Source organism: Pseudomonas sp. B21_DOA (genome assembly GCA_030544685.1).
Classification (GTDB): Bacteria; Pseudomonadota; Gammaproteobacteria; order Pseudomonadales; family Pseudomonadaceae; genus Aquipseudomonas; species Aquipseudomonas fluorescens_AO.
This window is the reverse complement of record CP086683.1, coordinates 3,341,988-3,360,694: the sequence shown is the minus strand read 5'-3', so window position 1 is coordinate 3,360,694 and position 18,707 is coordinate 3,341,988. Positions and strand designations below refer to the sequence as shown.

Annotated in this window: 13 protein-coding genes and 3 pseudogenes; 14 read left to right on the top strand and 2 right to left on the bottom strand. The window is 58.7% G+C overall.

Annotated features, from left to right (window positions below; all coding sequences use genetic code 11):
* Window positions 1-19: 19 nt before the first annotated feature.
* Window positions 20-5,453 (bottom strand): annotated as a pseudogene (locus LJU32_15445) (AAA family ATPase).
* A 48-nt stretch (window positions 5,454-5,501) separates the two neighbouring features.
* Window positions 5,502-6,182 (bottom strand): response regulator transcription factor, encoded by a 681-nt coding sequence (locus LJU32_15440; GenBank protein ID WKV87198.1) that lies wholly within the window; start codon window positions 6,180-6,182, stop codon window positions 5,502-5,504.
* A gap of 197 nt (window positions 6,183-6,379) precedes the next feature.
* Here LJU32_15440 and LJU32_15435 point away from each other — a divergent pair, with 197 nt between their 5' ends.
* The 14 genes and pseudogenes from LJU32_15435 (at window position 6,380) to LJU32_15370 (ending at window position 18,704) form a co-directional block, all read left to right on the top strand.
* Window positions 6,380-7,384, top strand: a complete 1,005-nt coding sequence (locus LJU32_15435; protein ID WKV87197.1) for a DJ-1/PfpI family protein — start codon at window positions 6,380-6,382, stop codon at window positions 7,382-7,384.
* 96 nt (window positions 7,385-7,480) lie between these two features.
* On the top strand, window positions 7,481-7,861 hold the full coding sequence (locus LJU32_15430) for a response regulator (protein ID WKV87196.1): 381 nt from the start codon (window positions 7,481-7,483) through the stop codon (window positions 7,859-7,861).
* A gap of 73 nt (window positions 7,862-7,934) precedes the next feature.
* Window positions 7,935-8,945: a DUF935 domain-containing protein gene (locus LJU32_15425; protein ID WKV87195.1), complete on the top strand. Its 1,011-nt coding sequence runs from the start codon at window positions 7,935-7,937 to the stop codon at window positions 8,943-8,945.
* Between the two features lies 1 nt (window position 8,946).
* The gene (locus LJU32_15420; protein WKV87194.1) at window positions 8,947-9,528 is read left to right on the top strand and encodes a hypothetical protein; all 582 of its coding nucleotides are present in this window, start codon (window positions 8,947-8,949) and stop codon (window positions 9,526-9,528) included.
* A gap of 558 nt (window positions 9,529-10,086) precedes the next feature.
* Complete coding sequence (locus tag LJU32_15415) at window positions 10,087-10,296, top strand: hypothetical protein (protein ID WKV87193.1); 210 nt, start codon at window positions 10,087-10,089, stop codon at window positions 10,294-10,296.
* Window positions 10,297-10,379: 83 nt separating this feature from the next.
* Window positions 10,380-10,862 (top strand): phage virion morphogenesis protein, encoded by a 483-nt coding sequence (locus tag LJU32_15410; GenBank protein WKV87192.1) that lies wholly within the window; start codon window positions 10,380-10,382, stop codon window positions 10,860-10,862.
* 581 nt (window positions 10,863-11,443) lie between these two features.
* Window positions 11,444-11,755, top strand: a complete 312-nt coding sequence (locus LJU32_15405) for a helix-turn-helix domain-containing protein (GenBank protein ID WKV87191.1) — start codon at window positions 11,444-11,446, stop codon at window positions 11,753-11,755.
* Between the two features lie 63 nt (window positions 11,756-11,818).
* Window positions 11,819-12,787: a reverse transcriptase family protein gene (locus LJU32_15400; GenBank protein ID WKV87190.1), complete on the top strand. Its 969-nt coding sequence runs from the start codon at window positions 11,819-11,821 to the stop codon at window positions 12,785-12,787.
* Between the two features lie 966 nt (window positions 12,788-13,753).
* Complete coding sequence (locus LJU32_15395) at window positions 13,754-14,953, top strand: S-type pyocin domain-containing protein (GenBank protein ID WKV87189.1); 1,200 nt, start codon at window positions 13,754-13,756, stop codon at window positions 14,951-14,953.
* Window positions 14,954-14,963: 10 nt separating this feature from the next.
* Window positions 14,964-15,317: a hypothetical protein gene (locus LJU32_15390; protein WKV87188.1), complete on the top strand. Its 354-nt coding sequence runs from the start codon at window positions 14,964-14,966 to the stop codon at window positions 15,315-15,317.
* 110 nt (window positions 15,318-15,427) lie between these two features.
* Window positions 15,428-15,765: pseudogene (locus LJU32_15385) on the top strand (hypothetical protein).
* Window positions 15,766-16,361: 596 nt separating this feature from the next.
* Complete coding sequence (locus LJU32_15380) at window positions 16,362-16,727, top strand: hypothetical protein (GenBank protein ID WKV87187.1); 366 nt, start codon at window positions 16,362-16,364, stop codon at window positions 16,725-16,727.
* Between the two features lie 114 nt (window positions 16,728-16,841).
* Window positions 16,842-17,200 (top strand): annotated as a pseudogene (locus tag LJU32_15375) (DUF6124 family protein).
* Between the two features lie 301 nt (window positions 17,201-17,501).
* A complete protein-coding gene (locus LJU32_15370; protein ID WKV87186.1) occupies window positions 17,502-18,704 on the top strand; it encodes an NAD(P)/FAD-dependent oxidoreductase in 1,203 nt (400 codons plus the stop codon).
* The last annotated feature ends 3 nt before the right edge of the window (window positions 18,705-18,707 follow it).

Sequence of the window (18,707 nt, the reverse complement as noted above, 5' to 3'; positions counted from 1 at the left end):
CAACACGGCAAGCCAAACACTACCCGCGCCCCCTCGGCTCATTGCGCTCGGCCCACAATTTGCCGCCATGTCCTTCAATGATCGTGCGGCAAATCGACAGGCCCATGCCCAGCCCGGTGGATTTGGTCGTGTAGAACGCCGTGAACACCTGCTCTGGCTGCTCGCAGGCAAAGCCCGGCCCGCATCGCTCACGCTGATTTGCACGTTTTCGCCCAGCGCCTCACTGCGAATCAGCAGACGTCGCTGCCCCGCTGCCATGATCGTCATGGCTTCGAGGCTGTTGATGATCAGGTTGAGCAACACCTGTTGCAGTTCGACCCGGTCCGCCACTACGAAAGGCAAATCTGCCGCCAGCTCAACGCTGACCTCAGCGCCGTGTTTGAGCGCTTCACCCCGGCTGAAACCGACCATTTCTTCGATCAGCAGATTGAGGCTGACAGGCTGACGCTGCGGCGGGGTTTTGTGGATCAGCGCGCGGATGCGCCCGAGTACGTCGGCGGCGCGGTTGCCGTCGAGAATGATGTGCCGCAGGCCCTGCTCCACCTCGGCAACGTTCGGCGGTTGCGCACCCAGCCAGCGCAGGGCGGCGTTGGCATGGGTCACCGTGGCGGCGATCGGTTGATTGACTTCGTGGGCGATCGACGCGGCCAACTGACCCATGGTTGCCACGCGATTGGCGTGGGCCAGTTCCGTTTGCACCTGACGATACCGCCGCTCACCTTCGCGCACTTGCTCTTCGGCGAGCTTGCGTTCGCTGATATCCAGGACGAAGGCCAGGCCCTGCTGCTGACTTGCTTCGAAGGCGGCGAGACCGACAATCACCGGCAGGCGACTGCCGTCCTTGCGGATGTAGTCCTTTTCAAATGGCTGGGCGCGGCCGGTGCGGATGGCCGTTGCCAGTGCCACGTCGCTGTTGGCGCGCATCGCCGGCGGCGTCATGTCACGCCAATGGACACTGCCCGAAAGCAACTCGTCACGGGTGTAACCGACCATGCGCAGGAACGCGTCGTTGGCCTCGATGATTTCCCCTTCCACGCTCCAGACGATGATGCCGATAATGTTGGCATCGACCAGCCGACGGATTTTCGCTTCTCGCTCGGCGAGGTCGCGATACAGGCGCGCGTTGTCCAGCGAGATCGCTGCCTGCGACGCCACCAGGCGCAACACGGCGAGACGCGCCGGGCTGAACACCGCGGCCGACAGGTTGTTTTCCAGATACAGCGCCCCGACCACCCGCGCCTGATTCATCAATGCCAGGCACAGGATCGAGCGCGCGCCTCGTTGCTGAACGTATGGATCGGCGGCGAACAGCGGATCGGCAACCGCGTCGTCCAGGCACAGGTTTTCGCCGGTGCGCAGCGTCTGGTAGAGCACCGACTCAGCCAGCGCCACCGCGTGCAGCGGCGCGTTGCACAGCTGCGTGGCACCGTCGCCGATGCGGGTTTGCGCAGCAACATAGGGAATGTCGGCATCCAACAAAATGAGCAGGCCATGCTCGGCCCCGGCCTGTTCGATGGCGGTGCGCATCACCGTTTCGATCAAACGGTCCAGGACGATCTCCCCGGACACTGCTTGAGAGACCTTGAGCACCGTCGCCATGTCCAAGTGTTCAACAGGCGTAATGAGCGTGGTGGTCGGATTCGGCTGCGCCTCTTCGGCACGCAGAAAACGGTGACGTCGCTCCAGCTCCCGCACTTTGCCTGCGGCGCCCCAGCGCAGATAGGCGTAGCGTGCGTCGCGCAGGTAAACGCGGGATATCTTGGCCAGACCGCGAGCGCTGTAGAACCGTGCGGCCAGTTCGTTGGCCAGCGCTTCGATATGGAGCAAACCATTGTCCTGAGCCAATTGAATGGCTTGCTCGTACTGCAATTCGGCTTCGAGCAACTGCCCGGTGACGCGCGCCATTTCTGCGCCGACCAGCGCCACCTGACTGGCGAAGGTTTCCGCGCACAAACCCGCCCACACTTGCAATTGCGCATGGTGTTGACCCAGACGCTGTAGCGCATCGGCGTCGGTTTCGCCGTGAGCGGCCAAAGTCAGCGCCGCATAAAAATGATATTCGGCCTCTTCGAAAAACGCCGAAATCACCCACAACAATCCCTGCGCCTGCGCCGCGCACTCAGCGGCCGCCGCGTAATCCCCGCCAGGTAGCGCGCCTGCAACTTGCGCACCCAGTATTTGCCGCGCGCCAGCGCCAGATCCGCCGACGCGGCGAGATGCGCCTCGACAGCTGTTTCATCGAAACCGTCATGGTTGAAGCCGCCAAACGTCGGCGTCTGCCCGCGCAGCATCTTGATCAGCGCCAACTGGCAGCGCATGAAATCGGCCACCAGACCGAAACCGACCTTCTCGGCGTAAGCCAGGCCTGCTTCAGCTTGCGCCTGCACCTCGGCCAGCGGCTCGCCGATGAACAACAGATCGGAAATCAGGCTGTTGCCGGCAAACGCCGCATACGGCAGATCGCCGCTGCGATGGGCCGCGTTGAGCGCACGGCGCAGCAGTTCGCGGCACTCGCGCACAGGTCGCATCCAGCGCACCACGAAAATCGAAAAGCACAACCAGGTGCTCGCCTCGTAACGCGTCAGCCCACGTCGCTCAACCAGATCGCAGCCCAGACGGCCAAATCGATAGCCGGCGGCATAGTCGCCAAATCGCCGCCCCGATATGCGCCCGAAGTTGGCATAGAGCAAACAGGACGCATCGCAGTTGCCGTATTGCAGGCTCAGGCTGACCGCTTTGCAAATGGTCAGGCTGGCGAGGTTCAGATCCGACTGCACCGCCGGCGCGAAGAGTTTGCCCAGTGTATCGAGGGTGGCCCGCGCGGCTGGGTCCTCCATCAGCGGCAAGTCGATCATCCGCTCGATACTGCGCCCGCGCAGGCTGGTCCAGACCTGCTGATATTCGTCACGCACCTGAGCATCGCCCGGATGCGCTGACCAATCGATGCCGACCTGACGCAGATAGGCCAGACACACCGCCACCGCCCGGTCGCTGCGATCAAGCAGCAAGTAGACATCCATTTGCAGGCAGGCCACCGCCGCGCGCTCGACGGTGGTCACGGCGTGCTCGGCCAATGTCGCCAGACGCGTGTCGGCGAGCGCCAGTTGGCCGGTGAGAAATTCGCACTCGGCGCGGTTCAGCGCCAAAGCAAAACCCAGCTCATGCCGACTGTCATAACCCTGCTCGCCCAGCAGCTCTGCGCCGGCGCCCAAGTAAGTCAGTGCCGAGGTGTAAGCGGTCGAAGCCTTGGCGCGCTGGCCGGCAAGCAGATTGAATTCGGCCAGTTGCTCGCGCTCGGCACGCAGGCTGATCAGATGCGCACCGCGATTGAGCTGGCCGACAATCTCGAAGATCGCCTCTTCACGCCGCTCGACCTGGGTTTGCAGCGCCAGCAAGCGGCCGATGCGCAGGTGCATTTGCGCCCGTTCGGTTTCAGCGATCAGCGAATACGCCGCTTCATGGATGCGGTCATGCACAAACCGGTAGGCACCGTCCTGACGCTCGACCAGCTCCAGCCGCACCGCTGGCCACAACGCGGGGTGAACGCGAGGGACCGGCACATCGAGGACGGTGGCCAGCGTGTCGAGCCGTGCAACGTTGCCCAGGCAAGCCAGTTGCTGCAGTGCCTGGCAGGTTTCCTGGGGCAGCCGCGCCAGTTTGCCGACCATCAAGTCGACGACGTTGTCGGTGTAGCCCTTGCCGTTGATCAGCTGCACATCCCAGCGCCAGCGCTGGCGCGCAGGCTCGTATGTCAGCAGCTTCTCCTCGGCCAGGGCGTGCAGAAACTGGATGACGAAAAACGGATTGCCGGCAGTCTTGTCCAGCACCAGCCGCGCCAGCGCGACGATACTCGCCGGTGGGCAGCGCAGCGACTCGCTGATCAGTTGTTCGATGTGCGCGCCAGCCAGTGGCGCCAGACGAATTTCGTCAATGTGTACGCCGGCGTGACGTAGGGTCTTGAGTGTGCGGCTGAGTGGATGATCCCCATCCACCTCGTTGTCGCGATACGCGCCAACCAGCAGCAGATGAGCAATTTCGGCACGGCTCAGCAAGTCTTCGAGCAGATCAAGGGTGGCCGCGTCGAGCCACTGCAGGTCGTCAAGGAACAGCGTCAGCGGATGCTCGGCCCGGGCGAACACGCCGATGAAGCGCTGCAAAACCTTTAGAAATCGCTGCTGCGCCTGCTGCGGTTCCAGCTCGGGCACGGCGGGCTGATCGCCGATGATCAATTTGAGCTCGGGAATCAGATCGGTGATCAGCCGCGCGTTCGCGTCCAGCGCCCGCAACAGTGCTTCGCGCCATCCCGCCAGCACGTCGGCGCGCTTGCCCAACAGCGTCCGCACCAGGCCCTGAAAGGCCTGGACCAATGTCGAATAGGGTACGTCGCGCTGGTACTGGTCGAACTTGCCGGCGGCGAACAAGCCACGGGTCGGCACCAGCACTTTGTGCAGTTCGCTGACCACCGACGATTTGCCGATGCCGGAATAACCCGAGACCAGCACCAGCGCCGGCGCACCTGTTTGCACTACATTGGCGAAGGCATCGATCAATGTTTGCACGTCGTGTTCGCGGCCGTAGAGTTTTTCCGGAATCAGCAAACGCTCGAGGGCGCCCTGCTCGTTCAGCGTAAACGTCTCGATCTGTCGCGCCCGTCGCCACTCGTCGAGGCAACGGCGCAAGTCATGCTCGACGCCGGCCGCGGTCTGATAGCGTTCCTCGGCAGTTTTCGCCAGCAGTTTCATCACCACCCGCGAGAGCATTGGCGGCACCGTCGCCACCCGTTCGCAGGCTGGCATCGGCAGCCGCGCGATGTGGCAATGCACCCATTCCATCGGATCATTCGCACTGAACGGCAGCGAGCCGGTGAGCATCTGGTACAGCGTCACGCCGAAGGCATACAGGTCGCTGCGCGAATCGATCGAACGATTCATCCGCCCGGTTTGCTCCGGCGCCATGTAGGCCAGCGTGCCGGCGATGGTTTCCGGCGGCGTGGGCGCTTGCCGCTCGCGAGGCACGCGCGAGGCCAGGCCGAAGCCGGTCAACCGTGCCGCTCCATCATGGCAATGAACGAAGATGTGCTGCGGTTTCAGGTCTTTGTGCACCAGGCCGCGCTGATGCAGATGGCCCAGCGCCTTGGCAATATTGGCAGCCAAGCCCAGACAGGTTTCGATAGCCAGGGGTGCGACCAGTAATCGCGACAACGGCTCGCCGCCCGGATCGTCGAACAGCAGACGAACCCGAGTGCCCGTACGCGCCAAGGCCGTAGGCTGCAAAGCCCAGGCAGAATCGAGATCGGCCCTGAGGCTGTACTCATGCGCGAGCCGCGCAAGGGTCGCCGGCAACGGCTGACCGAGCGCCGGACGCACCGCCAACACGCTGCCCTCGCCCGAACCGCGCTCGCGGGACAACACCCGCTCGCCGTCGTCCCACAAAATCTGTTTGTTGCTGGCCATCTGCGTCGACACTGCTCAAGGTTTTTCTGCCGTACCGGGTGTTCAGCGTTAGCAATGCTCAGGGCCGCGCTGCACAGGCTCGATGCCCAACGCCTCAGCGATTCGTACCAGATCGGCCACTGAACGTGCGCCCAGTTTGCGCATGACCTGGCCGCGATGGACTTTGACCGTGACCTCGCTGAGCTTGAGTTGCCCGGCAATCTGCTTGTTCATCAGCCCGGCAATGACGTAGCCGAGCACCTCGCGCTCACGTGCGGTCAGCGTTTCGTAAGCCCGACGCAGGACGGCGCCGGTGTGTTCGTCGGCGAGCCGCGCGCGGTCGCGGGCCAGCGCACTGGCCACGGCGTCGAGCATGTCCTGATCTCGGAACGGCTTGGCCAGAAAATCCACCGCACCGGCCTTCATCGCCTTGACGCTCATGGCGATGTCGCCGTGGCCGGTCATGAACACCACGGGGATGCGCAGGCCGTTTTTCTCCATCTGCTCCTGAAATGTCAGGCCGCTTTCGCCGCGCAGACGCACGTCGAGCACCAGACAACCGGGCACCTCACGTTGCGCTTGCGCGAGAAAATCCGCGGCGCTGTCGAAGGTTCGCACCTGCAGGCCGATCGAGCGCAGCAAGCTGTCGAGCGCCTGGCGCATCGAGGCATCGTCATCGACCACGTACACCACCGGCTCGCTGAGCACAGCGGGACTTTGCGCAGGGCTGGAATGCGACCACAAGGTCATCGTGTCTCCTCGGCGAGATCGCAGCACGCATCGGGCTGGTCAATAAATCTAGTTCAGGATGGCGACCGCAGCCAGATACCCCGGGCGGTCAGCGATCAGGCTATCAGTCGACGCCATTGCCGACCGGCCAGAAACCCCTGAAAATCGGCCAGGCTGAGGCAGTCCCGCCGCCAGCGCTGCAAACAGGCAGGCCCGCGATGTCCACTCATCCCGCTTTTACAACGGCTCCGCGCGACGTGGTGTTCATTGCCTACCCACGCCTGAGCCTGCTCGACCTCAGCGGTGCGCAAACCGTGTTCTGGGCGGCGAGCAAAGCCATGGCCGAGCGCGGGCAGCCCGGTTATCAACTGCACACCGCCAGCCTCAGCGGCGGTTTGATCCAGACCGTCGAAGGGCTGGCCATCGACACCCAGGCGTTAACCACGCTCGACAGCGCCGCGCTGGACACCCTGGTCGTGCCCGGCGCTCCCGACATTTGCGAGAGCCTCGACGAGCACCGCGAACTCACCGACTGGCTGCGCAGCCATGCTCAGCTCGCCCGCCGCGTGGTTTCGGTGTGCAGTGGTGCGTTTCTGCTGGCTCAGGCCGGATTGCTCGATGGCCGCCGCGCCGCCACCCACTGGGCGATGTGCGACGCTTTGCGCGGTCGCTTTCCAGCGATCGAGGTGGATGCCGATGCGATTTTCATTCAGCAGGACAAGATCTGGACCTCGGCCGGAGTCAGCGCCGGGATCGATCTGGCGCTGGCACTGGTCGAGGCCGATTGCGGCCGCGACGTGACGCTGCAGGTCGCGCGGGAACTGGTGGTGTACATCAAACGCCCCGGCGGCCAGGCGCAATACAGCACGCTGCTGCAATCGCAGGCGCAGGACGCTGCGATGTTCGATGATCTGCACCTGTGGCTGATGGAGCGCCTCGGCGATCCGAATCTGACGGTGGAGCGCCTCGCCGAGCAAGCCGCGATGAGCCTGCGCAACTTCACGCGGGTCTACAAAGCGCGCACCGGGCGCACACCGTCGAAAGCGCTGGAGCTGTTTCGCCTCGAAGCGGCCAAACGCCTGCTGGAAAATTCCCGGCATAAAATCGAACGAATCGCCCGCCTCTGCGGCTTCAGCGATGAAGAACGCCTGCGCGCCTGCTTCCAGCGCCACCTGTCGATCTCCCCGCGCGACTACCGCAGTCGCTTCAGCCGCGATGGCTGAACCGCTATACCTACGTATAGTTTTGCCCGGTGGCCATCAGCGTATGGTGCAAGAACGACAGGAGTCACCAGCTCGGCCACCCGGCCCGGGAGCGTTATGCACAAGACGCATGTCATTGCGGTAGTGGACGACGACGAGGCCATGCGCACATCGCTGAGCAGCCTGCTGCGAGCGTCGGGTTATCGAGTGCTCGGCTATGCGGCGCCGGCGGATTACCTTGAATCGGATGGACCGGCGCAGACTGATTGTCTGATTTCCGATATGCAGATGCCGGGCATGAGTGGTTCGCAGATGCTGGATGCACTGCGGGCGCAAGGCTGGAGGATGCCGGTGATTTTCGTGTCGGCGCATCACGGAGATTTGCCTTGCGACAAGTCCCGAGCGACTGATGTCGTTGACTGGCTGCGTAAACCTTTTGCGGCGGACGAGTTAGTTGCCTGGGTCGAGGTTGCACTGCGTAGATCTGAAAACACTTGATAAGGCCGTCAGCGCATTGTATTGCCTGTCGCCTAGATTCATCGACCCATAACCGACTCGGTCGATGATGTCGATGTCTGACAGAAGACAACACGGTCGGCTCCCTGTTGGGGAGAGACAACGCTTCATCGTCGCCCGCCAAGACGCCACCTACGCCAACCCCTACGGCTTCCCGGACCTGAGCATGTGCTTCTGGCCCGCGACCTTCATGCGCGGCGGCCTGAAATTCTGGGTTCAATTCACCGAGAAATACGGCAGCCCTTGGGTCATCGGCAAACACCAGCGCGGCGCCAACGATGAAGAAACCGACCTGCTACTCGACAGCCTCGAAGCCATGGTCCAGGACGCCGTCGCTGCGATCCCGGATGATGCCAGCGTGCAAATCATCGAAGCCGCCGGCAAAGCCGGCAGCGCCGACGTCTACCGCCAACTGCTCGAATACTATCGCAGCGAAATCAACGTCGCCATGCTCGGCCAAAACCAGACCACCGAAAAAGACAGCAACCGCGCCAGCGCCACCGCTGGCGCCGAAGTCACCCACGACATCCGCGACGGCGACGCCAGCATCGTCGCCGCCGCACTCAACGCCTGTATTCGTCACGTCGTCGACCTCAACTTCGGCCCCCACGTCGCCGCTCCGAACTATCAGCTGTGGCAACAGGAAGAAATCGACAAAAGCCTCGCCCAGCGCGACAAAGCCCTCACCGAATCCGGCGTCCAATTCACCAACGCCTACTGGCAACGCACCTACAACCTGCAAGAAGGCGACCTGCGAAAAACGCCGACCGTCACCGGCTCGCCCGCATTCAGCGAGTACCAAAGTCATTCCGCACTCGACCAGCACGCCCTCGACCAAGCCATCAATGGTCTACCAGCCAACGTCCTCCACCTACACAGCCAACACGCCATTGCGCCGTTGATCGCTGCACTTGAGCACAGCCCGACCGACGCCGACGCGCTCGGACGGCTAGCCGAGGCCAACCCCCACATGGACACCCAAGCGTTGGAACAACACCTGGCCCAGCTCATCTTCATCGCCAACACTTGGGGCCACCTCAGCGCCACCGCCGACCGGGAAGACTGACATGGCCAAACACACCCTCGACCCCAGCCACCTGCAAGCCATCTTCGGCCTCGAACCCGCCAACGCCATCGCCTACCTGCACGCCAAGGGCTACGCCATCACCTGGCATTGGCAAGACATGCTCGACCAAGCCCACCACCAAGCCTTCACCGTCGCCAAAGCCATGCGCCTGGACCTGCTCTCCGACATCCGCGCCGCCCTGGAAACAGCCCTGCAACAAGGCCAGACCCTCAAACAATTCACCGCCAACCTCACACCCACGCTGCAAGCTCAAGGCTGGTGGGGCAAACAAATCATCGTCGCCGCAGACGGCACTGCTCAACCCGTCCAACTCGGCAGCCCGCGTCGCCTCAAAACCATCTACCAAACCAACCTGCAAAGCGCCTACATGGCTGGCCGCAAAACCAGCATGCAAGCTGCCACTGCCACCCACCCGTACTGGATGCTCATCTCCATCCTCGACAGCAAAACCCGCCCCAGCCACCGCGCCATGCACGCCAGGTCTTCCGCCACGACGACCCCATCTGGCAAACGATCTACCCACCCAACGGCTTCAACTGCCGCTGCCGTGTCCTCGCCCTGACCGAAGCCGCTGTCAAACGCCGAGACCTCACCGTCCAAACCAGCCAAGGCCGCACCTTCACCGAAACCGTAGAAACCGGCCTCAACAAACACACCGGCGAAATCCGAACCGCCACCGTCACCGGCCTGCGCCTCAAAAACGCCCAAGGACACAACATCACCTTTCGAACCGACCCCGGCTTCAACCACGCCCCCGGCAAAGCCCTAACCCAAGCCCTAAACCACAAAACAAACGGCAACTCCACCTAAGCTGACCCACCGCGGTCCCTGTAGGAGTGAGCCTGCTCGCGATAGCGTCAGCCCAAACACCACCGCACAATGATTCCGTCGAAATTCGACTTAAAAATCACTCGGAAACCGTAGTTTTTTTAAAAGAGCACCAACCATGGCGCCCATGTAAGAAGGACTTCTTGGCGTATAGATATGCGTTTTCTGAATCGAAGCCGACATTAAATCGTCTAAAAAACTAGTAGTTCTAACAGGACCGAAAGGCCTAGGGCGCTGCCAAAATGGTCAAGCAACGTAACAACATCACTAACGGTCGAAAGGAATCAAAACCATGCCTGACTCGGATCTTTTGCCAAGCCTTCTTTCTAAAATGTACGAAAATCAGTTAGCGCTAGAGGCGGCAATTATGGAACTCGCAATGCTCGCTGAGAAAACCGGCAATGGAGAGGCTGTCGAAAACGTTCGTGGAGCCCTACACACGACTGATGAGAATGAAGAGTTCATCAAGATGACGTTGGCGGTGCTGATGACGTCCAGTTGACATTTCGCAGCCCCCGATGCCGTTCCGTGAAGCTCGGCAGTGGGGACTGGTTATCTGCCCCCAAAAGCCAAAACAGGACGTCCATGTTCACCATCAAACTAAACACCCAGCACCTGCAACAATCCCTCAGCAAAATCGTAATCGCCATCGGCGACCTCAAGCCCCTGATGCAATCCATCGCCGCCGAACTCGCCAGCCAAACCGAAGAAAACTTCGAACACGAAGGCCGCCCCGAGTGGCCCGAGCTCTCCGATGTCACCACTGAAAAGCGCGCAAAGCACGGCCACTGGCCGGGACAGATTCTGCAGGTCAGTGCTGCTGGTTTGGCGGCCTCGATGACCACGCATGCAACCGACAGCTCGGCCATGGTTGGCAGCAACAAGCCGTATGCGGCGATGATGCAGTTTGGTGGAAAACAGGCGGATTTTCCGCACCTATGGGGCGACATTCCTGCGCGGCAATATCTGCCCGTAGACAGTGGGGGAACACTCCAACCGGAAACAGAACAAGCCATTCTAGATTTGGCAATGTCACACCTCGACCAACAAGCTCGAAAGCTCTCCTAGCAAGTGTCTTCAAGCGCCAACAAGCTAATCAAACACGGTAATCGACAAAATCGATAGGTGAAAAATCAGCGTATTTATTTCGCTATTAGCGAAAATATTTTGACTTGCTTCAACGCCTCAGATAGCCTGCATTTGCGGTAAGGAGATCATCTCGCTGCTGTTAGGGCTTCGGTCCAGTGGAGGCTTTGCCTCTAAACCCTTTCCCAAGCGATTCGGCACCCGGCAGCACAGGGATCCGGACACGCGGGGATACTGCTTCCGTGCGAGTCGGAAGCAGGTGCTCAGAAAGGGGAAAAGCGTTGCTTGCTCCAATTTTCGTTTCAGTTGCATGCGAGACCTTCTCAAATTCTGAGAGGGGTAACTGGAATAACACCATGAAAATTGATAAACCCGCCAAGCGACGCCCGGCTTTTAGAAAACTGAAGATGATTAAACGGTTGAAGCAGGTAATGTGTGTTGTACGTTGGGTCGGAATTCTGTGCGCTCTGATCGACAAACACTGGCCAAAACTTTTAGAAAACCTTCGTGAGCTCTTCTAATGCCTAACCCCGCTGTTGTCACTTACTAACGAGGATGCTGTGATGCTGAACCAGGCATTACGCTTGATTCGAACCTACCACGATCTGTCACAAACAGAGCTGAGTAAGGAGTTGGGAATCTCGAACTCTCACCTTTCCGAGCTGGAATCAGGCAAAAAACAACCGACAATCGAACTGCTGGGAAGATACAGCTACCGTTTCGACATTCCGTTGTCATCAATATTATTTTTTTCTGAAAACCTCGACACTCCTAAGCCTTCGGATAAATTGCGCGTGGGCGTGGCTAAAAAAGTGATTCATCTTCTGGAATGGATTGAAAATAAAAATGAAGCCAAAGCGAGTAAAAAAGGCTAAGAAAGAAAAAAATCCTACGACATATCACAAAGCGCACTGTACAAAACCACCTCAAGATCGAGGATGGCGACCATTCTATCTCTTACTGTTGCTCAGATTGTTGATAGCGTGGGTGACTACAAGCGTTTCGAAATGACCCCAAAAGTTGACCCCTTCAATGTTGGTAAAACTCCTAAAAGCCGCTGGGTGCAAAAGCCAAAAGGCACATTATTGGCTATTCACGAGCGTATTCTGAAGTTGCTTCGTTGTGTCGAAGTTCCCACATATATGCAATTTGCTCTTAAGGGGACTTCTTATAAGAAAAATGCTGAAGCCCACTTGATGGGCACCATGGTAGCTACGCTCGATATCAGTAGTTTTTTTCGCTCCACTACGAAATCACAAGTTTTTAATTTTTTCAGGGATCGGCTTGAATGCCCCGGGGATATAGCCAAGTTTTACTCTGAGCTTGTAACCTGCGATGACTGCATCCCGACTGGAAGCCCACTAAGCCCACTTCTTTCATATTACTCCAATAAGCCTTTATTCGATGAGCTAAGTGCGCTGGCAAAAAGGTCAAACCTTAATTTTACATGCTATGTAGACGACCTGACCTTTTCGGGGCCCCACATAACTCGAAGTTTATTGTGGGAGGTTGAGAAGTTAGTAAAAAAATACGGGCATGTGACCGCGGCTAAGAAGACTCGCCTGTTTGGCCCAGAGATGCCTAAACATATCACCGGCACAGTGATCTTTGATGGGGCATTAAAAGTCCCCAACGCCAGGTTTAGAAAAATCAGATTAGTTAAATTGGCGATTGAAGGCAAGCACAGCGGTTTTGGGCTGAGCAAAACTCAGCTAGAGTATAAGCTTGGTGGTTTGTTAGGCGAGGCAGCATATCTCGATGATGATTTTAAGTCCCTTGCCGAGACATACAACAGGAGTATCCGACAGCTTGAGTCGCTCTCGCTGGGGGACGGTGTGTATCACTCCCGTCAAGTCGAGAGTGAAGTCCGAGATGATAATTACATTCCGCCGTGGGAGATTAAATAGATTTATAGTTTATTTTAGGTGAGCGATGAGATGCTGCTGCAGCCGCCAGCCCCCTCAAAAATCTAAAACATTTATCTACTGACCTCGCAACATTAAAAGGCAATGTGCCTCAGAGGGTGTAGAAGTTACGGCGGCCCATGCGCCTCATAAAAGTCAGTACAGCTCGCACCGAGTGTGCATTATATTGCTGGATAGCTGAACAGCTCTGATCATCGCATTTTTGTTCAACTTAGTGCTACGCAGCATAGAAGGTTCATACGAGGATCGCAGGCCAGCTAGATCATATAAAAAACGGTAACTCTCAGCACCCATATTTTGATTGCAAGGCTCGCATAAAGTAACTAGGTTTCTAAAGCTGGTTTCACCACCGCCTGAATAGGGCCTGACGTGTTGTAGAGTGAGCTGATCAGTTCTTGGGCACAACACACACTTGTTATTGTCCCGATCTAAAATACGTTTCTTGAATTTCCCTCTAAAGGTGCGTTTTCTGATTGAGTCGGACGCGATGCTCATGTCGGTGAAGGAGCCGAAGGGTGAGATCAAGCATTCACGTTTTTTAGCCAGTGACTCATGTGCGTCCTGGCAAAATCAAGGTCTGCGATGGCCCAGCCTTGTATACAAGTCCAATCGTAAAAACTCTGCTCGTCGTGAACGAATGAATAATTTAAGCCCATATCTGCCAAAGCCGTAGCGAACCTTGCTCTGTCGACACATGACGGCGTTCGGACCTCCAATCCTCCATCACCTGGCATGCTGCCCATTGTGAGGGTCGAAAAGTAAGCGAAACCGCCACATACCAATTTCAGTTCGAAAGCATAAGCACTCATGTATTACCCGTGTTATCTGGCAAAAAATAAAAAAGAACGGACAGTCAAAATATAGTACCAAATTGCCATCTATTGCCACTCGAAACCGCGCCTGTCACCCTTCACTCCGTTCAAAAGGACCAGAACAAGGAAACAAGGATTGAGCGGCTACGTCCCCAACCCACCCAAGGGTTACCGCAACACCGGCGTCGAACCCGTCGACCTAAACGCCCAGCACTGGGCGCAATACAAAGAACTCCCGCCAGCGCCAGACTCGAAACCCGACCTCAAGGGATGCGTCTTCGCCAAAAGCTGCAACCTGCCCGACGGCGAAATCAACCACAGCAACCCGACAGGGTTCGTCCCCGTTGAAAAACTGGCGGACTACGGGCTATGGGCCGTGTTGGCCACTGGCGCAGCGATTACGGCCGAAGGCACGCCCCTCCAGTTTGTCGGCGGCTCCGCAACCGGCGGTGCCGTTGCCCAACGGCTGGGTGGCTCACTCGCGCTAGGCCTACTCGACGGCGCAGGCGCCATGGCAGCAGGCGCTGCCGTGGGCACCGTCGCGCTATTGATGCCCAACACCAGCATCGCCCCGGACAGTGCCTTCTATAAGGACGAGCAATACGCCACGCTAGAAACCGGCCGAACGCGCGTTCGAGTCAACGTGAAAACGTTGCCGGACGGCTCCGTCAACGCCTACGGCTTTTACACCGGAGGCAAGAAGGACTGGGAAAATGTACCGGTCATCAAAGCGCAGAAAGACGGCGAAAAATTCATCGCCGACATCGGCGACGGCATCGGTCTGACCTGGACACCCGGAGCAAGCCTCGACGGAGTTCTGGGAATCCCAGCGCTGGAAGGTGCGCCTCAGCTACCTCCCGTCTGGGTCTATCCGCCGACACCACAGTCGGACACGCTGCTGGCCAACCCCGCGCACCCACCTGAGTTCCAGGATGCGATCATCTGGTTCCCGGAGGATGCGGGGCTTGAGCCGATCTACATCGTGCTCAGCACGCAGCTAGAGAAGAATAAGCAAAAGGGTAAAGCGTTCGAAGAAGCGTCATTTGACGAATTCAGTAAGATCAAACCTGAAGCCGCTCGTGAGGTCACCGTCAAAACCGACAGCGGTGTACGCACGCGCATTGATATGATGGGCCGCGATGCGGACGGCAACATCTCCTGCGTCGAATGCAAATCTTCTGAAACAGCGCCACTGACGCGCAATCAAAAACTGGGCTTTCCAGAAATAGAGAAGACCGGCGCAACCGTCGTCGGCAAAGGTAAACCCGGCTTCACCGGAGGCACCCGAATCCCACCTACCAGAGTCGACATCATTCGACCTGACCCGACCTTCTGAGGGAGCAGACATGTCCATCACCGAAACCAAAGTCGTCGACATCATCGCAGTGCCCGAGTGGGAACCCGACAATGTCGTCCTCGTCATCACTGATCACTTGGAATGGGGCGACAAAGCCCAACAGGGCGAACATCTGTTGTTGCTACAAGAAAAGATCAACACCTACATCGCCTTCATCGAGAGCGGCGAACTGCTGGAAAGCTATCCGCCAGCCAAGGGCAAGAATCCGAAAATTCGCATCAATGGTTTATATGAGCTGCCTGAGCAAGGTGAAACCTTTATCGACCGCGTGACCGAGGTACTCAAAGGCGTAGGCATCGGAATGGAATTTGTGCTGAAGGACGACTTTGCCGTTCGACACTAGGCGTGTGAGCTAGTCGAGCTAAAGCAAAGCAAAAGAGCGGCAAGCCACAGAGCTGTAGCTCGGTTCCCTCAGAGGGATTTAACAAATCGGCTGGAGGCCAAGGATCCGCAGTGTCCTTAACAGACCCGAACATTATCGATATGTGGGGAATCCCCAAATCGGACAGTGGCACCATCATCCTGGGCATCGCTGACCACCTACAATGGGGCAATAAGACCCTATAAGCCGAGCACCTGCTCGCGCTACAACGGAAGATAAACGGCTACATCGCTTTCATCGAAGGCGGTGAGATCTATAACAAGATTCCCGCTGCACTCGGCAAGTCACTCGTCATCCGTGTTTACGGCAAGCACGAGGTTTCGGAGCGGGGGAATTGTTCTTCGAGCGCGTGGCCGAGCTCTTGAGAGCTGTGGGAATCGGTTTTGAGTTCGTTTTCAAAGCAGACTAAGCGCTATGTCATTTGTGATCCCAGTGCTGGCAGGTAATTTTTTCGCCTGCCGGCCGAGGCGTTTTTCTGCTTCTCTACGGCCAACAGTGGAAGAGCCAAAAGCCCGTCTACGACCCGACTTGCTTGAATGTCTCCGCCCCACGGCGCAACGGCCTTGAGATCGGCCTAAACAGATTCGGGTCTCCTACATTTTGAAAAGGTGAGATGAGCAGGCACGTACAGCGCATAAACACGACTTGGCAATCACGTTTAAATTACACCGACTGTTACTGCAAAAAGCCTACAACGCCTTGCGCCGCTGCCTACCGGTACTTCAGAATCCGCCGGCTTACACAGCTATCGGTTGGGCTTTATCGTTTCCCTGTCACTGCAAAACAGTGATCGGGTTTGGTAGCCCGTTTCTTGATAGTTGTACGGCTTCCCCATATGCGGCCTCTATTTCGAGGCTCAGCTCTCTATGGTGGCCATGCGTGGGGCTCATTCGTGAGCGCCGGGGTTAACTATCTTGACCGGTCTACCAACCCGCGCGTGGCCGCCACCCATCGTTTGGTAGCGATAGTGACGGCTCTTCATTCCTTCAAGGTAGAGAGTCATTTATGTTCAAAGTAACGCCAAACCCGCCAGAAGCCGATTCGATCCCGTACGACCCCGCTCTGGAACCCCAGCGAATAAAAGACGCGGCCGCTCGTGCCATCAACTTTTACCTCGACCCTCAGACGCTCAAGACCACCATTCCCAAGCGCCAGCCGGGCAGGATCTTTCTCATCGATCCCACGGTGGACGAGGAAACGTTGCTCGTCGAAGCCTGTGAATCACTGGCCGCCGCCAATGACATGGCCCGCGAAATCGGTGGCGTGATCGACCATCCACAGCGTCGATCGCTGCTGATGTTGCAGCAGGTGATCATGTTGAGTGAGCTGATCGTCAATCGCGTGCTCGACAGCCGACGCGTGTCGAGCTAGCCGGCAACCCAGGCAGGAGGGGCATGCTCCCTCACTGCCAGCGGACGCGCCACAGCCGTGGCGCGGCATTCCCATACTCAGACGCTCAAGCGGCTCTCACCGGAGTTTCAGCTGATGTCACAGACACCGTCCCATCCGCCGGTCACCGACCCGGTATCGCCTTACGAATCCTTTCATTCAAAAAACTGCACGACGCCGCCGAGCGCGCGCTCGACCATTACCTCGCGCCGACCAATATCAACGCCACGCCCTACAGTCCCAACACCCTGTTTATGGTCAACCCGGAATCAGACACCGAATCGCTGCTGGTCAACGCCTGCGAATCCCTGGCCTCAGCCACGGTGATGCTCGGTGATTTCGCCGGGATGCTGGAGGGCTCACGGCGCAATACCCTGTTGGGCATCGCGCAGGTGGTCATGCTAGGAGAATTGGCCGTGAACAAAGCGTTGGATAACGTAGTGCCCACCGACTGAACAACGGCATCGGCCGTGCAGGCGTGCTGGCACCCTGCGCGGCGATGTTCGTTTCGAACAACACCTGGCCGGTATTCCCACCTCGCCCCCCATACCTTCGTATACCCCTCTTCCACCCATGCGTACCCCACGCACACCGATGGACAACTGCGCCCGCAGCCTCCCGCCCTAGCATGGCTTTCGACAGCGAACGATTGAGCGCCAGGCAGTACGGCAACCAGTTGCGGCGGCCAGTGATCGTCACGCCAGAGTCCGCGTCGGGCTCGGGTGTCATCCATCCATCAGCGTCAGGGAGCACATTATGAAACAGCAATTATTGGTGATCGGTGCGGGGTTCGGCGGGCTGTGGAGTGCGCTGAGCGCTGCGCGTTTGCTGGATATGCATGACCGTCAGGATGTCGAGATCACCTTGCTCGCCCCGCAAGCCGAATTGCGCATTCGCCCACGTTTCTACGAGCCGGATGTGCACAGTATGTACGCGCCGCTCGACGCGCTGTTCGATGCGGTGGGTGTGCGTTTCGTCAAAGGCACCGCTGACAGCATCGACGCCGAGGCGCGCCTAATCGGTTACCGCGACGAGGCCGGGCGTCCGGGTCAACTGAGCTACGACCGGCTGGTTCTCGCCAGCGGCAGCCAGCTCGCACGGCCGCCGGTTCCAGGCCTCAAGGAGCATGCGTTCGATGTCGATCAGATCGAATCCTCGGCGCGTCTGGAACGCCATCTCATCGCCCTCGCCGACCAACCGGCCAGCGTTGCGCGCAACACCGTGGTGGTCGCCGGTGGTGGTTTCACCGGGATTGAAACCGCGACGGAAATGCCGGCGCGCCTGCGCGCGATTCTCGGTGAGGATCAAGATCTGCGCGTGATCATTGTCGATCGCAGCAAGGACATCGCCGCGACCATGGGCGACGGTATTCGTCCATCGATCATCGAGGCGTCCAATGAATTGGGTATCGAATGGATCGTCGACGCCAGCGTTGCTGCCGTGGATGCCAATGGCGTCACCCTCGCCGATGGCCGCCACATCGAAAGCCACACCGTGATCTGGACCGTAGGTTTCCGCGCCAGCCCGCTCACTGAACAACTCGACGCCGAACGCGATGGCCAAGGCCGCCTGCATGTCGACGGCAACCTGAAGGTGCAAGGCATCGATCATGTATTTGCCGCCGGTGATGTCGCTCGCGCGGCCACTGATGACCTCGGCAATTACGCGGCAATGTCTTGCCAGCATGCGATCAGCCTGGGCCGTTATGCCGGCAACAACGCCGCCGCCGATCTGCTCGGTGTTGCCCCGACAATGTACCGCCAGCCCAAGTACGTGACTTGCCTGGATCTGGGCGCCTGGGGCGCGGTGTACACCGAAGGCTGGGATCGTCAGTTGAAACTGGTCAAGGCTGAAGCCAAAGAGTTGAAGACGCAAATCAACACGGTGTGGATCTACCCGCCCGCCGCCGATCGTCGCGTTGCCCTCGCAGCCGCCGACCCGCTGATCCCGGTCGCCTGATTT